Source organism: Actinoplanes siamensis (assembly GCF_016862395.1).
Taxonomy (GTDB): Bacteria; Actinomycetota; Actinomycetes; order Mycobacteriales; family Micromonosporaceae; genus Actinoplanes; species Actinoplanes siamensis.
The window spans coordinates 255379-269289 of sequence record NZ_BOMW01000012.1; the positions used below are offsets into that span (position 1 = coordinate 255379).

At 72.2% G+C, this 13911-nt stretch carries 14 protein-coding genes; 6 read left to right on the top strand and 8 right to left on the bottom strand.

Annotated features, from left to right (window positions below; genetic code table 11):
* Positions 1 to 90 precede the first annotated feature (90 nt).
* Both Asi03nite_RS05980 and Asi03nite_RS05985 read right to left on the bottom strand, forming a co-directional pair.
* The gene (locus Asi03nite_RS05980) at positions 91 to 1239 is read right to left on the bottom strand and encodes a DUF5925 domain-containing protein (protein WP_203677384.1); all 1149 of its coding nucleotides are present in this window, start codon (positions 1237 to 1239) and stop codon (positions 91 to 93) included.
* A gap of 77 nt (positions 1240 to 1316) precedes the next feature.
* A complete protein-coding gene (locus Asi03nite_RS05985) occupies positions 1317 to 1751 on the bottom strand; it encodes a nitroreductase family deazaflavin-dependent oxidoreductase (protein ID WP_203677385.1) in 435 nt (144 codons plus the stop codon).
* A gap of 113 nt (positions 1752 to 1864) precedes the next feature.
* On the opposite strand from Asi03nite_RS05985, the gene Asi03nite_RS05990 reads away from it, so the two are divergent.
* The 3 genes from Asi03nite_RS05990 (at position 1865) to Asi03nite_RS06000 (ending at position 5107) form a co-directional block, all read left to right on the top strand.
* A complete protein-coding gene (locus Asi03nite_RS05990) occupies positions 1865 to 3550 on the top strand; it encodes a S8 family serine peptidase (protein ID WP_203677386.1) in 1686 nt (561 codons plus the stop codon).
* A gap of 238 nt (positions 3551 to 3788) precedes the next feature.
* Positions 3789 to 4388, top strand: coding sequence for a sulfite oxidase-like oxidoreductase (locus Asi03nite_RS05995; protein WP_203677387.1), 600 nt, complete (start codon positions 3789 to 3791; stop codon positions 4386 to 4388).
* Positions 4358 to 5107 (top strand): ferredoxin reductase, encoded by a 750-nt coding sequence (locus Asi03nite_RS06000; protein ID WP_239102427.1) that lies wholly within the window; start codon positions 4358 to 4360, stop codon positions 5105 to 5107. Before Asi03nite_RS05995 ends, Asi03nite_RS06000 begins: the two co-directional genes overlap by 31 nt.
* Before the next feature lie 121 nt (positions 5108 to 5228).
* On the opposite strand, the gene Asi03nite_RS06005 is transcribed toward Asi03nite_RS06000, so the two are convergent.
* Positions 5229 to 5606: a hypothetical protein gene (locus tag Asi03nite_RS06005; protein ID WP_203677388.1), complete on the bottom strand. Its 378-nt coding sequence runs from the start codon at positions 5604 to 5606 to the stop codon at positions 5229 to 5231.
* A gap of 242 nt (positions 5607 to 5848) precedes the next feature.
* Between Asi03nite_RS06005 and Asi03nite_RS06010 the strand changes: the two genes are divergently transcribed.
* Positions 5849 to 6631, top strand: coding sequence for an SGNH/GDSL hydrolase family protein (locus Asi03nite_RS06010; RefSeq protein ID WP_203677389.1), 783 nt, complete (start codon positions 5849 to 5851; stop codon positions 6629 to 6631).
* A 156-nt stretch (positions 6632 to 6787) separates the two neighbouring features.
* Positions 6788 to 7144, top strand: coding sequence for a PLD nuclease N-terminal domain-containing protein (locus Asi03nite_RS06015; protein WP_203677390.1), 357 nt, complete (start codon positions 6788 to 6790; stop codon positions 7142 to 7144).
* Between the two features lie 3 nt (positions 7145 to 7147).
* Here Asi03nite_RS06015 and Asi03nite_RS06020 read toward each other — a convergent pair whose 3' ends face one another.
* From Asi03nite_RS06020 to Asi03nite_RS06035, 4 genes are all read right to left on the bottom strand, one after another.
* Positions 7148 to 7813, bottom strand: coding sequence for a hypothetical protein (locus Asi03nite_RS06020; RefSeq protein WP_203677391.1), 666 nt, complete (start codon positions 7811 to 7813; stop codon positions 7148 to 7150).
* Between the two features lie 81 nt (positions 7814 to 7894).
* A complete protein-coding gene (locus Asi03nite_RS06025; RefSeq protein ID WP_203677392.1) occupies positions 7895 to 9550 on the bottom strand; it encodes a serine/threonine-protein kinase in 1656 nt (551 codons plus the stop codon).
* 117 nt (positions 9551 to 9667) lie between these two features.
* A complete protein-coding gene (locus Asi03nite_RS06030; protein ID WP_239102428.1) occupies positions 9668 to 11704 on the bottom strand; it encodes a hybrid sensor histidine kinase/response regulator in 2037 nt (678 codons plus the stop codon).
* A 98-nt stretch (positions 11705 to 11802) separates the two neighbouring features.
* Positions 11803 to 12741, bottom strand: a complete 939-nt coding sequence (locus Asi03nite_RS06035) for a ribose-phosphate diphosphokinase (RefSeq protein WP_203677394.1) — start codon at positions 12739 to 12741, stop codon at positions 11803 to 11805.
* Between the two features lie 49 nt (positions 12742 to 12790).
* Between Asi03nite_RS06035 and Asi03nite_RS06040 the strand changes: the two genes are divergently transcribed.
* A complete protein-coding gene (locus tag Asi03nite_RS06040; protein ID WP_373872089.1) occupies positions 12791 to 12991 on the top strand; it encodes a hypothetical protein in 201 nt (66 codons plus the stop codon).
* On the opposite strand, the gene Asi03nite_RS06045 is transcribed toward Asi03nite_RS06040, so the two are convergent.
* Positions 12985 to 13794: a DUF4142 domain-containing protein gene (locus Asi03nite_RS06045; protein WP_203677395.1), complete on the bottom strand. Its 810-nt coding sequence runs from the start codon at positions 13792 to 13794 to the stop codon at positions 12985 to 12987. The genes Asi03nite_RS06040 and Asi03nite_RS06045 overlap by 7 nt on opposite strands.
* Positions 13795 to 13911: the final 117 nt, after the last annotated feature.

Sequence of the window (13911 nt, forward strand, 5' to 3'; positions counted from 1 at the left end):
GCGCCCGGGGCCGGCCGGCAGAGGTCCCTCGAGGCTCCCGGGAGACCTCCCCGGACCAGCCGGCCTTGCGCGGCCGGCTCTCCGGGGTGGCTACAGGTACATGCCGGTGGGCGGGGCCTGGTTCGGGACGGTGACCGGCCGGGCGCCGGTCTTCAGGGCATAGAGCTCGGCGAGCGTGGCGCCGTCCGGGCCCACCCCGGCCGACGTGCCCAGCCAGTCGACCGCCTCCTGGTACGGCAACCGGCCCACCTCGATGCTGGCCAGGCACCGGCCCGGCCGGATCACCGCCGGGTGCAGCGCGGACAGGTCCTCGTTCGTGGTGATCGCGATCAGCGCGTTGCGCCCCTGCCCGAGCAACCCGTCGGTCAGGTTGAGCAGGCGGGACAGCGACTGCCCGGCGCTCGCCTTGGCGTCGCCGCTGATCAGCTCGTCGCAGTCCTCCAGCATCAGCAGCCGCCACTTCGGCTCGTCCTCGTCTCCGCTGCCCAGCGCCACGCTCATCAGGTACGCCGGGTCGCCGAACAGCCGCTCCGGGTCGAGCACGCAGTCCACCTGGCACCACGAGCGCCACTGCTGGGCCAGCGCCCGCAACGCCGTGGTCTTGCCGGTGCCCGGCTCGCCGTGCAGCAGCAGGAGCCGGCCGGTGACGGTCGACGCGTCGATCGCCATCAGCCGCTCCAGCGTGTCGCCGACCGGGCGGGCGTAGTTCCGCTTGATCGTCTCCCACGGCGCGGCGCCGATCTCCCGCTGGGTGCGGCGCGGGCCGTGCGGGCCGTAGTGCCAGAAGCCGACAGGCACGCTGTCGTCGGCCGGCGCCGGCTCCTCCACCGCGCCGGCGGTCACCGTGCCGATGATCGTCTCGGCCAGCTCGCTGCTGACCGCGGTGACCGTGACCCGGGCGCGGCGGCTCTGCTTCCAGCGCATCACGTGCAGGGTCCAGCCGTCGCCGACGCTGAGCCGGCCGTGGCCGTCGTCCTCCAGCGCGTCCCGCACCACCCGGGCCTCCGGGACGGTGAGCGGCGCGTCGGCGCGCAGGTTCTCCAGCCAGGTGGTACGGCCGAACGGCTCGCGCCCGGTGACGAACGGATCCAGGGCGATCAGATCCACCAGGTCCACCAGCCGGTCGCCGTCGTCGACGGCGCCGGAGAGGGGAAGGGCGGGCGGTATCACGCCGGGCGCGCGGGCGGCCGGGACCGCCGCACCGTTGGCACGGTCGAGGGGCTGGTGGGGGGTCCGCATCCCCCCATGATCGCGGCCGGCCGGCCTGGTGGCATCCCCTTTTTCCGCGCCATCAGCGCCGGTGCGTACCGAATCCGTCAGCGTCTGGTCAGCAGGAAGACCGGGATCAGCCGGTCGGTCCTGGTCTGGTAGCTCGCGTAGTCCGGGAACGCCTCGACCGCCCTCGCCCACCAGACCTCCCGCTCGGCGCCGGACAGCTCCCGCGCCGTGTAGTCGTGCCGCTCCGCGCCGTCCTGCAGCTCCACGTGCGGGTTCTTGCGGAGATTGTGGACCCACACCGGGTTCTTCGGGGCGCCGCCGAGGGAGCCGACCACGAGGTACTCCCCCTCGTGCTCCACCCGCATCAGCGCGGTCTTGCGCAGCTTGCCGGTCTTCGCGCCGATCGAGGTCAGCACGATGATCGGCCGGCCCTGGATGTCGTTGGCCTGGGCGCCGTCTGTCGCTTCGTACTTCTCGGCCTGCTCACGGGCCCAGTCGGAGGTGCTCGGTTGGTATTCACCGGTCAGCGGCATAGCCCCGAGTCTACGGCGGATCGATCGCACCTCAACCGCACCCGGCGATCGACCGGTCCGCACTCCGCCGGACGGACCTTTCCTCAAGACGGTCGACGAGAGGCGGGAACGGCATGCGGGCGATCACGGGTGTGCTGACGGTGGCACTGGCCGCCCTGGGCGTGGTGACCGCGCCGGACCCCGCGCTGGCCGCGGAGCCGGCCCGCGTGGTCGCCACCGCGCTGGACGCCGAGGGCCGCCCGGTGATCACCGTGCACGAGGCGCGCGACCGGGCCACCGCGACCCGCCTGGCGCTGCGGGCGCAGCCCTCCGGGGAGGCGGTCGCCGTCGAGACCGACGGGATCGTGCGGGCGCTGGGCGGCCGGGCGGGCGGACGCGTCGTGGAAGCCGCCGTGCCGGCGGGCTCCGACCCGTACCGCGCCCGGCAGTGGGATCTGGACACGATGAACGTGCCCGCCGCCTGGCAGCGGTCGACAGGCGCCGGGGTGACCGTCGCGGTGGTCGACACCGGGGTGGACGCGTCCCACCCGGACCTGGCCGGCCAGGTGCTCGCCGGCTACGACGCCATCGCCGGCAAGGCCGGCGGCAACACCGACCCGCAGGGTCACGGCACCCACGTGGCCGGCACGATCGCCGCGCTGACCGGCAACGGGATCGGCGTCTCCGCTGTCGCGCCGGGCGTGCGGATCCTGCCGGTTCGGGTGCTGGGCGCGAACGGCGCGGGTTACGACTCGGACACCGCCGAGGGCATCGTCTGGGCCGCCGACCACGGCGCCAACGTGATCAACATGTCGCTGGGCGGGCCGCAGCCGTCCAGCGCGATCGCCAACGCGATCGCCTACGCCCGCGGCAAGGGCGTGGTCGTCGTCGCGGCGGCCGGCAACGACCGGGCCAAGGGCAGCCCGGTCAACTACCCGGGCGCCAACCCGGGCGTGATCGCGGTGGCCGCGACCGACTCCGCGGACACCGTGGCGCCGTACTCGAACGCCGGCGGCTACGTCGACGTGGCCGCGCCCGGCAGCGGCATCCTGAGCACCTACCCGACCGCGCTCGCGGCCGGCGGCTACGCCATGATGAACGGCACCTCGATGGCGGCGCCGCACGTCGCGGCGGCCGCCGCGCTGCTGCTCGGCGCCCGGCCCGAGCTCACCCCGGACCAGGTGGAGTCCGTTCTGGAGACCTCCGCCGCCGACCTCGGCCCGGCCGGCCGGGACAACGACTACGGGTACGGCCGGATCGACGCCGCCGCGGCCCTCGCCGCCGCCGGCGCCCCGGTGGTCGCCGCGCCGGTCGCCGCGCCGGTCGCCGCGCCCACCGTCCGCGCCAGTGTGACCAGCCGTTCGGTCACCTACGGGACGAAGACCAGCACCACCTTCACGGTGACCTCCTGGGCGGGCAAGCCGGCCTCGATCTGCGTCTCGATCGCCGGCGCCTCGTGGGCCTGCAACCCGGTGCGCACCAGCTCGACCGGCACGTTCACGCTGACCCGTACCGCGACGGCGTCGTTCCGGGCCCGCCTGACCGCCTCCGGGGTGTCGGCGACCAGCACGTACACCGTCCGGGCGGCGGTCTCGGTGAGCCGCTCCGCCAAGCGGACGCTGACCGTGAGGGTGACCGGCGCCGCCGGGCAGAGGCTGACCGTGCAGCGCTACCTCAACAAGCGCTGGATCACGGCGAAGACCTACACCGCCAGGAACAGCCACACGATCACCGGCCTGGCCGGCGGCGGCAGTTACCGGGTGGTGCTGGCCTCCACCCCCGCGGTGCTCGGCGTCACCAGCCCGGCGGTGTCGGTCTGAGTCCGGCCCCGCGATGCTCGGCGCCACCGGCGCGGCGATGTCGGTCCGAGTCCGCCGGGGAACATCGGCCGGCGCCGCCCCGGCCGCGGAGCTCGGCTCGGTCCCGGGACGTACGGCCGGGTTCCCGGAACCCGCGTGGCCTGCACCGCCGGCGACGTCCGAGGGCCCGCTGACGTCACTGTGACGCTCGCCCCGGGAGGCGACCGGACGTAACGATCATGCGGTTTACTCGTATCCCATGGGCATCATCTCCCGGGGCTTCGGCGGGCGGCGGCGGGACTCCGCGCCGGACCTGCCACCCGGTCAATATCTGACACAGGATTTCCCGGTGCTCTCCGCCGGCCCGACGCCGCGCATCCCGCTGGACCGGTGGAGCTTCACCATCACCACCGAGACCGGCCGGAAGCACACCTGGGACTGGGCGGAGTTCACCGCCCTGCCGGCCGAGGAGATCACCAGGGACATCCACTGCGTCACCAAGTGGTCCAAGCTCGGCACCACGTGGAAGGGCGTCTCGCTGGACACCCTCTTCGAGGATGTGGAGACCGCCGCGGACTACGTGATGGCGCACAGCAAGGGCGGCTACACGACCAACGTGCCGCTGCAGGACCTGCTCGACGGGCAGGCGTGGATCGCGTACGAGTTCGACGGCGAGCCGCTCGACCCGGAACACGGCGGCCCGGCCCGCCTGCTGATCCCGCATCTGTACTTCTGGAAGTCGGCCAAGTGGGTCAACGGCCTGGAGATGATGCACGAGGACGAGCCCGGCTTCTGGGAAGCCGCCGGCTACCACACGTACGGAGACCCGTGGCTGGAACAGCGCTACCAGGGCGACTGATCTGGCAGGCCGCCACGGTCTCCGCGGTGCGCGCGGAGACCCCGTCGGCCCGCACGATAGTCCTGGACATCCCGGACTGGCCCGGTCACCTCCCCGGGCAACACCTCGACCTGCGGCTCACCGCCGAGGACGGCTACTCCGCGCAGCGCAGTTACTCGATCGCCTCGGACTGGCCCGGCGCGGGCCCGGTCGAGATCACCGTCCAGCGGCTGGAGGACGGCGAGGTCTCGCCGTACCTGACAGACGTCGTGGAGCCCGGTGACCGGATCGAGCTGCGCGGCCCGATCGGCGGCTGGTTCGTCTGGCGCTCCGCCCAGCCGGCGCCGGTCCTGCTGGTCGCCGGCGGTTCCGGCGTGGTCCCGCTGATGTCGATGATCCGCGAGCGTGGCCGGTTGCGGGCCCGCCAGCCGTTCCGGCTGATCTACTCGGTGCGCACCCCGGAGGACGCCAGTTTCGCCGGCGAGCTCAGGCGCCGGGTCCGCGACGACCCGGGCCTGGACGTCCACTTCGTCTACACCCGCAAGACGCCGGACGGCTGGCCCGCGCCGCCGAAGCGGATCGACGTCGCCACGCTGAACTCGCACGGCTGGCCGCCGGACTTCGCGCCGGACGTCTTCGTCTGCGGCCCCACGTCGTTCGTCGAGACCGCTGCCGACATCCTGGTCGCGCTCGGCCACGACCCCAGCAAGGTCCGCACCGAGCGTTTCGGCGGCGGCTGACGGCGCTCGACGGCAACGTCCCGGGCGGCGACCCCGGCGGAGGTCTTCGCGACCGGGCCCGGCCCCGTCAGGGCCCGGCCGCCAGGAATCGGGACGCCGACCGCCCCTACCCCTGGATCGGTCAGCCGCCGAACGTGGTGCGCAGCCGCTGGGCCAGGCTCGGGGGTGGGGGTGGCGGCGTCGGGCGGCGGCCGGCCGTCGGGGTCGAGCGGCCGACCGGGCGGTCGTAGTCGGCGCTCGCGATGGCCTCGATCAGTTGCTCGTCGGTGAAGTGCTCGGAGCCCGGGATGGACGGGACGAAACCGACCAGAATGCCGTCGCGCATGACCTGGGCCTCGAGGCCGGCGGTGCCGTCGTTGTCCCAGATCGCCTCGCGGCCGTCCGGCAGGACGACCCGGATCCCGCACTGTGTCAGGCCGGCGTGCGGAAGTTTCAGATGTGCGAAGACGTTGCGCCCGCGCAGCCGCTCGACGACGCGGCGGGCCCGGTTCTCTTCCATGCGACCGAACGTAACGCGCCTTTCTGGGGACACGCTGAAGACCGGCTCGGTAGCCATTGAAACTACGTAGCAAAGCGCTCATGTAACATCACCCAGGGACATAACCCCAGGTTACATCGATGCATGTTACTCCCCTGTAACAGGAAAGTCACTGGATTCCATTTCTCGCGACCTTGACTTACTGTGCGGTAACCGAAGCGCTTCGGCCCCAGACATCCCCTCGTGGATATCGGAGGCCATCGATGAGTAGGGCTACCGTCCTCGCCTGCCTCGTCTCCTCGTCCGTTCTCGCGCTCACCGTCGCCGCCGCCTCTCCCGCCCAGGCGGCCGGCGTCGACTACGTCGCCCTCGGCGACTCCTACTCGTCCGGGGTCGGCGCGCCCGGACAATCCGGCAGCTGCCTGCGCAGCAACTACAGCTACGCCGCGCAGTGGGCGGCGAAGAACAGCCCCACCTCGTTCCAGTTCCTGGCCTGCAGCGGCGCGGTCACCGACGACGTCCTGAAGACCCAGGTCCCGGCCATGGCAAGCGGGGCCGACCTGGTCAGCATCACCATCGGCGGCAACGACGCCGGCTTCGCGCCGACCGTGATCACGTGTCTGACCAGCAGCGACGCCTCGTGCACCGCAAAGGTGAACGAAGGCAAGGCGTACGTCGCGAACACGCTGCCGGCCAAGCTCGACGCCACCTACAACGCGATCCGGGCGAAGGCGCCCGGCGCGAAGGTGGTGGTCCTGTCCTACCCGAACATCTTCGACACCTCGGCCGCGCTCTGCGAGATGAGCATGACCAAACGCAAGGCGATCAACAGCGGCGCCCAGGTCCTGGACGACATGATCAAGGCGAGGGCGACGGCGGCGGGTTTCACGTTCGCCGACGTGCGCGACAACTTCGCGGGGCACGGGGTGTGCGCGTCCAGGCCGTACCTGAACGGCCTGACCATCATCCCGCCGCAGAACTCCTACCACCCGAACGGGAACGGGTACACGAACGGGTACCTGCCCGCCCTGACCGGCGCCGCCTGACCGGCGATCCGCAGTGGGGCCGCTCGCCAGAGCCCCGCTGCGGCCTCCCTACCCGGCCGGCGCGTGCCGCCCGGGTAGGGAGGCCGGCAGGAGCGCAACAGGGGTGCAACCCGCGGGGAACCCGCCGGCCGCCCCGGGTCGGCAGGATGCCTCGACATGGCCCGAGTGAACACGCTGCTTCTCCTGCTCACCGTCGCGCTGACCGTGGTCGCGCTGATCGACTGCCTGGGCACCGAACCGGGGCGGGTACGGCACTTCCCGCGCAACGCCTGGCTGGTGCTGATCGCCGCCTGCCCGGTGGCCGGCGCGGTCGCCTGGTTCCGCGCGGGCCGGGCCGGAGCGACCGGAGCAAGCGGCTCGAGCCCGGCCGCGACGAGCGCGGGCCGGGCCCAAGGGAACGCGGGCCGGGCCAGGACCGGGCGCGCCGGCGCGGCCTCCGGGGCCGCGCCGATCGGACCCGAGGACGACCCGGAGTTCGTGCGGATGCTCGCGGAGACCCTCCGCGACCGCTGACGCTCAGTCGAAGAGCGGCCGCCACGTGTGCCGCCGCTTGTAGGAGTCCGCGCCGGAGAGGAAGTCCGTCAGCAGCCGGACGGCCTCTGTCACGTCCGGCGTCTCGGTCCGGTAGTGCCGCTCCGGCGCGCCCTCCCGGTACTCCAGGGCGTAGCGCCCCGGGTCGGCGCCGGCCGCCGGACCGTAACCCACCTGGACGAACCACCCGTCGGCGCGTTCCAGGATGAGGAAGTGGTTGTCCGGGCCGAGCCCGCGAACCCGCTGCTCGATCTTGTGCGGCGTGGGGTCGGGCAGTTCCGGGCCGGCCGCGGAGGTCAGCGTGAAGCCGGCGATGTGGCCTGCCGCGTTCGGGTTCAGCAGGTGCGTCTGCGGCTCGTAGCAGACCAGTCCGTGCTCGCGGGCCAGCGCGACGACCGCGGCGCCGACCTCGCCGGCCCGGGGCCAGGCGACGGACAGCGAGAGAATCGCGTCGGACGGCGCCGGCCCGGAACTCCACACGTCGGAGTCCTGCGGGAAACGTTCCAGCAGGGCCGACAACATCTCCGGTACGGCGTGGTGGGCCCGGAACACGCCGGGCTCCTCCTCGTCCCGCCAGCGCCGCAGCTTGGACTCGGCGATCGCGGGCGTAATCGGTTCCGGCTCGTGCCAGACGTAAAGATCGAAGCTCATGACGGGTGCCCCCTCCCGGCGTATCGACGGATCTTAGTGGTGCCGGTCACCTCCCGGGAATCAGGCGCGCGGGACAACGGCTCACCAGGTGAAAACACGGCCGCGGGCGGTGCTGGTCGCGGTCTGGCCGTCGCGCTCGTACCGGTACGCCATGACGACCGTGTAGTTGCGTCCCCGCCGCGGCGTCACGCCGATCGGGCCGCACCCCTTGGTCATCTCCTCGCGGCTGAAGGTGAGCCCGTCGCACGTGGCCGGACCGGCCACGGTCCGGCCGGTGTCGGCGTCGCGCAGGGTCACCTCGATGCGCGCGCGACCACCAGCCGGCGCGGTCAGCGAGGCCTCGAACCGGACGTCCCGGCCGAGCGAGTGGCACGGGCGGGGGGCCAGCGGGCTGCGCGTGGCCAGGTCGAACACCAGGCCGGGGGCACACTGCCAGGGGCCCCGCACGTCGCCCTCGGGCTGGGGCGACCGCTTTTTGACTGTGTGCTTCGTCCGTACCCCGATCGGCTTGTGGGTTTTCGAAGTGGTTTTGGATCTCGGCCTGGCGGCGGGCGGGGAGCGGCGGGGAGCGGCGGACGCCGCGGCCCGCACCGGAGCCGTGGGGAGCACGGCGGCATGCGGCTGCGGCAGCGGGCGGTCCGGGTCGTGGTGCCGGACCCACGTGGTCACGCCGGTGGCGAGCAGCACGCCGGCGAGGACCGCGACGGTCGCGCCGGACCGTGCCCAGCGATGGCGGGGGGCGGCGTTGCGGGCACGACGGACCGGGGGGATCGCGTGCCGGCCGCCCCTCGGCGCCTGGACGCCCTTGCGCAGTTCGGGCGGGTCGACTGCCATGTCGTCCGGGTCCACCGCGGGCAGGCTCGGCGGGGCGGGCGGCGGCAGCGCCGGCACCCCGGCCAGTTTGCGCGCCAGCAGGCGCAGCTCGCGCACCACGTCGGCGGCGGCCGGGCGCTGCGCGGGCTTGGCGGCGAGGCAGAGCCGGATCAGTTTCCACAGGTCGTCGGGGATGCCGGGACGGCGTTTCGGGCGGCCCTCGGCGTGCAGGCGCATCAGCTCGGGCACCGAGTCGCTGAGGTACGGCGGCTGCCCGGAGACGAGTTCGTAGAGCAGCACGCCGAGCGCGTACACGTCCGTGGCGGAGCTCGGGGTGACCCCGTGGAACGCCTCCGGGGCCATGTAGTGCGGCGTGCCGACGACCGCGTTCGGCGTGGTCATGCTCGGCACGTTGAGGATCCGGGCGATGCCGAAGTCGGTCAGCCGGGTCTCCAGCCGGCCGGACTGCTCCAGCACCAGGATGTTGTCCGGTTTCAGGTCCCGGTGGATGATCCCGAGTTCGTGGGCCTCGGCGAGCGCGTCGGCGACCTGCGCGGCGAGCCGGACCGCCTCGGCCGGTGGCAGGGTCCGTTCGCGTTCCAGATGGTCGCGCAGGCTCCCGCCGGCCACCAGATCCATCACCAGGCCGAGGGTCTGCCCCACGCTGAACAGGTCGCGGACCCGGACCACGTTGCGGTGCCGGAGCATCAGCAGGATGGTCCGCTCCTGCACGAAGCGGGTGACCAGCCGGGGCTGGCGCAGCAGGCTCTCGTGCAGGAGTTTCACCGCCACCGGCTCGCCGCTCGCGCTGTCCACGCCTTCCCAGACGGTGCCGGTGGCGCCCTGCCCGATCGGTTTGACGAGCCGGTAGGAGTTGCCGACACTCCGTCCGGCGAGTGGCTCGCTGTCCGTGGGATCCTGCATTCCTCGGGGGTCCTTCCGCCTGACGGCAATGCCCCGAGATACTGCGATTTGTCCGGATGAACTAGCAAGCCCTGGGGGACAGATTCGCACGGTTCGGGAGGACTCCCCTCCAGACCGTCACGAATCTCCGTGGACCTCGTTCGAGGGAGCCGGCTGCGGGCCGCAGAGCGACCGGATCGCGCCCAGCAGCGTGGACCGGGTGAACGGCTTCTCCAGCAGCATGCTGTTCTCGTCCAGGTGCAGCTGCGGGCCGAGCGACGCCGCGGTGTAGCCGGACATGTAGAGCACCGGCAGGTCCGGCTGGTGCGTGCGCAGCGCGCTGGCCAACTCCGGCCCGGTCATCGTCGGCATCACCACGTCGGTGATCAGCAGATCCGGCCGGGCGCCCGAGGCGACCTGGGTGACCGCCGTCAGCGCGTCGGTGGCCACCGCGATCTCGTAGCCGGCCGGCGCGATCAGTCGCTGCACCAGCTGGGCCACGTCCGGCTGGTCCTCGACGATCAGCACCCGGCCGATCACCGCGTTCTTGTCCCGGCGCTCGCCGGAGGGCTGCGCGCGCTCCTCGGCGGCCGGCAGGTAGATGTGCACGGTGGTGCCGATCCGCGGCCGAGACTCCAGCTCGATGTGGCCGCCGAGGTTCGCCACGATGCCGGCGGTGGTGGCCAGGCCCAGGCCGGCCGCGGTGGGCCGGGTGGTGAAGAACGGCTCCAGCGCTCGCTTGCGGATCTCCTCGTCCATGCCGACGCCGGTGTCGGTGACCACCAGGTGCACCAGCTTGCCGGTGGGCGCGCCCTCGGCGAGCTGCCCCGGCTCGACCACCTCGTTGGTGGCCGCGACCCGAACCATGCCGCCGTGCAGCATCGCGTCGCGGGCGTTCGCGGCCAGGTTGACCAGGGCCTGTTCCAGCGGCCCGCGCTCGGCGCGGACCGGCCAGACATCCGGGTTGAAGGTGAGGTCCAGGCCGATGTGCTCACCCAGGGTCCGGGAGAACAGCGACTGTACGTCGGTGAGCAGGTCCGGGATCGGGATGACCTCGGGCCGGTTGCCCTCGCTGCGGCCGAACGCCAGCAGCTGGTGGGTGAGCGTCCGGCCGGTGGACACCGCGTCCATGATGTCTCTGGCCAGCTGGTGCTGCGGCGAGTCCTCGTCGGTCTGCGCCAGGATCATGTCGGCCGAGCCGGCCACCACTGTCATCAGGTTGTTGAAGTCGTGCGACAGGCCGCCGATCAGCTGACCCAGGCTGTCCAGCCGGCGCAGGTGGTCGAGCTGCCTCTTGAGCCCGCGGGCGTCGATGTGGTCGGTGGTGTCGGTGATCATGCAGAGCACGCCGGCGAACTCGCCGTGGTCGTCGCGCACCGGCATCATGCTGATCCGCACGCTGCGCCGGGAGCCGTCGGCGCGCATCAGCCGGGTGGCGCCGACCGTGGAGTGGCCCTTACGGCACTCCTCGATCCGGCGCTGCAGCTCCTTCTGTCCCTGGTTGTCCAGGAAGCCGCGCAGCGACACCCCGATCAGCTCGCTGCGGGGCATGCCGAGGACCACGCCGATCGGCTCGTTCGCGTACGTCGCCACGCCCTCCGGGTCGAGCTGCAGCACCCCTTCCGGGATGGTCTCCAGCACCCGCCGGTAGCGCTCCTCGGCGGCGCGCAGCCGCTCCTGCGCGCGGGCGCTCGCCACCGCGAGGGAGAGCTCCCCCGCGATGTCCCGGGCCAGTTCGACCTCGGGCGTCGAATAGAAGGCGTTCGCCGTGTGCCGGGTCAGGATCAGATAGCCGGCGTACGTGTTGTCCACGATCACCGGGCTGAGCACCGCGGCCGTGATGCCGTGCTCGGGCGGGGCCAGCGCCGCGGCCGAGTCGCCGGCCAGCACGATCGGGCGGCGGCTGGCGGCCAGCGTGGTGGAGTACTCGTCGTCGGGCGCCTGACCGGCACGGTCCAGCACCCGGGCCAGCGGTCCGGAGCGGTCGTCCTCCAGATGGTGGTAGGTGAGCTGTTCGTAGCGGCCGTCGTCGCGCAGCAGTTGCACGCCGGCGCCGTCCCCGATCATGTCGGCGGCGGCGCGGGCGGCCGTGGATCGGACCTCGGCCTCGTCCGCCACGGCGCGGCTGAGCGCGAGGGCGAGGTCGGCGAGCGCGTACCGGAGGGGGTAAGCCATGACACCCATGTACACATTTTTGGTGTTGAGGGACGCGCGTGAGGGGTGTTCGGCGGAATCCGGCCCGGTTGTTCGGGCCCGAGCCGGATTCCGGCGTTCTACACGAACAGGGCGCTGACCGACTCGCCGTTGTGAATCCGGCGCATCGCCTCGGCCAACGCCGGGGCCACCGAGATCACGGTCAGCTTCTCGTGCCGCTTGCCGTCCGGGATCGGCACCGTGTTGGTGCAGACGATCTCCTGGACCTCCTTCTCCGCGGCCAGCCGCTGCACCGCGTCGTTGGTGAGCAGCCCGTGCGTGCAGGCCACCCGGACGCTGCGGACGTTGCGCTCGCGCAGCCGGGCGAGCAGCTCGAACACCGTGCTGCCCTTGGCGATCTCGTCGTCCAGCACGATCACGTCCCGGTCGGCCACCTCGCCGATGATCGAGTTGATCACCACCTTGTCGTCCGCGAACCGCTGCTTGGCGCCGGCCGCCACCTCTATGTTCAGCAACCGGGCGAAGGCCGCGGCCTCCTTGGCGTTGCCCAGGTCCGGGGAGACCACCACGGTGTTGCCCAGGTCGTAGCCGCGGAAGTGGTGGGCCAGCTCGCGCAGCGCGTGCAGGTGGTCCACCGGGATGCTGAAGAAGCCGTGCACCTGCGGGGAGTGCAGGGTCATCGCCAGCACCCGGTTGGCGCCGGCCGTGGTGAGCAGGTCGGCGACCAGGCGCCCGCCGATCGAGATGCGCGGGGCGTCCTTCTTGTCGGAGCGGGCGTACGCGTAGTGCGGCAGGACCACGGTGATCCGGCCGGCCGACGCGCCACGGGCGGCGTCGAGCATGAAGAGCAACTCGGCGAGATGCTCCTGGGTCGGAGGAACCAGCGGCTGGATCAGGAACACGTCGCGTTCCCGGCAGTTCCCCTCGAGCTGCACCTCGATGCAGTCGTTGGCGAACCGGGAGATCCTGGTCGGCAGGAGGGGCACACCGAGGTGCTCGCAGATCTCCGCGGCCAGCTCGGGATGGGCAGATCCAGTGAAAACGGCGATGTCACGCACGGGCAGCGAGTCTATTCAAGACTCGACCCGGACGATCGGCTCGGGCGTCATGAACGGACTGGCCGGGCGGGTCGGCGCGCAGGGGCGCGACGGGCAGGACTTCGCCGTCGTGGCCGGGGACGGCACCGTCCAGCTGCCGCCCGAGGTGCTGGGCCCCTACCCGCCCGGGACGCTGTTCACCGTGCAGCACGTCGACGGCGAGGTCACGCTGGTCCCGGGCGGCTCGGAGACCGCTGCCCGAGGTCAGTAGTAGCGGCGGCGCCGGCGCTGCCGGCTCGGCCACATCTTACGGGTGATCAGGAAGGCGGCGGCGAAGCTGGCGACCACCACGGCGGCGACCACCGGGGTGCTCAGCGGGGACGACGTCCTGGCCGCCGCCTGGTTCACGCCTTGGTCGCCGGTCTGGTCGTTGGCGGCGAGCACGGCGGCGGCCGTGGTCGGCGGCGGCGCGGTCGGCAGGGCGGCGAAGTCGACGATGCCGCTGCTCTCCAGCAGGGTCAGGTGGGTAGCGACGAACTGGTTGGTGCGCTGCGCGAGCTTGCGGATGGTGTCGTTGCGGGTGCTCGCCCGGATCGTCGCGATGGCCGGGAAGATCTTGCCGTGCGCGGCCCGGAGCCGGTCGACGAAGATCTGGTCGAACTCCTTGCCCTCGGCGCCCCGCATCTCGCCGAGCCAGCCCTGCTGGTCGGCGTTCGGCTTGTCGGGCAGCTCGATGTCCAGCTTCCGGGCCGCGGCCCGGACCAGCTTGTCCAGCTCGGTGTGCTGGGCGGCGATGTCCTTGCCGATGGACTTGATCCGCGGGTCGTCCGACTTCTCCTGGGCCATCTGCCCGGCCGGCATCTCCCACAGGCCGGCCAGGCGCACCTTCGTCGCGAAGTCCCGGTCCGCGTCGGACACCTCGCCCTCACCGGTGTCGGTGATCAGCTGGTTCGGCGGCACGGGCACGCCCGGCTCCGCCCAGGCCGCCCGGGGCTGGAGCAAAGCCAGCGCCACCACGGCTAGACCGACTCCGGCCAGATGACGCCAGCGCGGTTTACGTTCGACGGCGGGCACACGAACCTCCTACGACAGCGGATGCACAACCCCGACATGTCGAACAACGGATCCCGGCGCCATCTGGATCAACGAGCGGCCCAGGTATTCACAGCGAACCGAAGGAAAGCCTCAGGG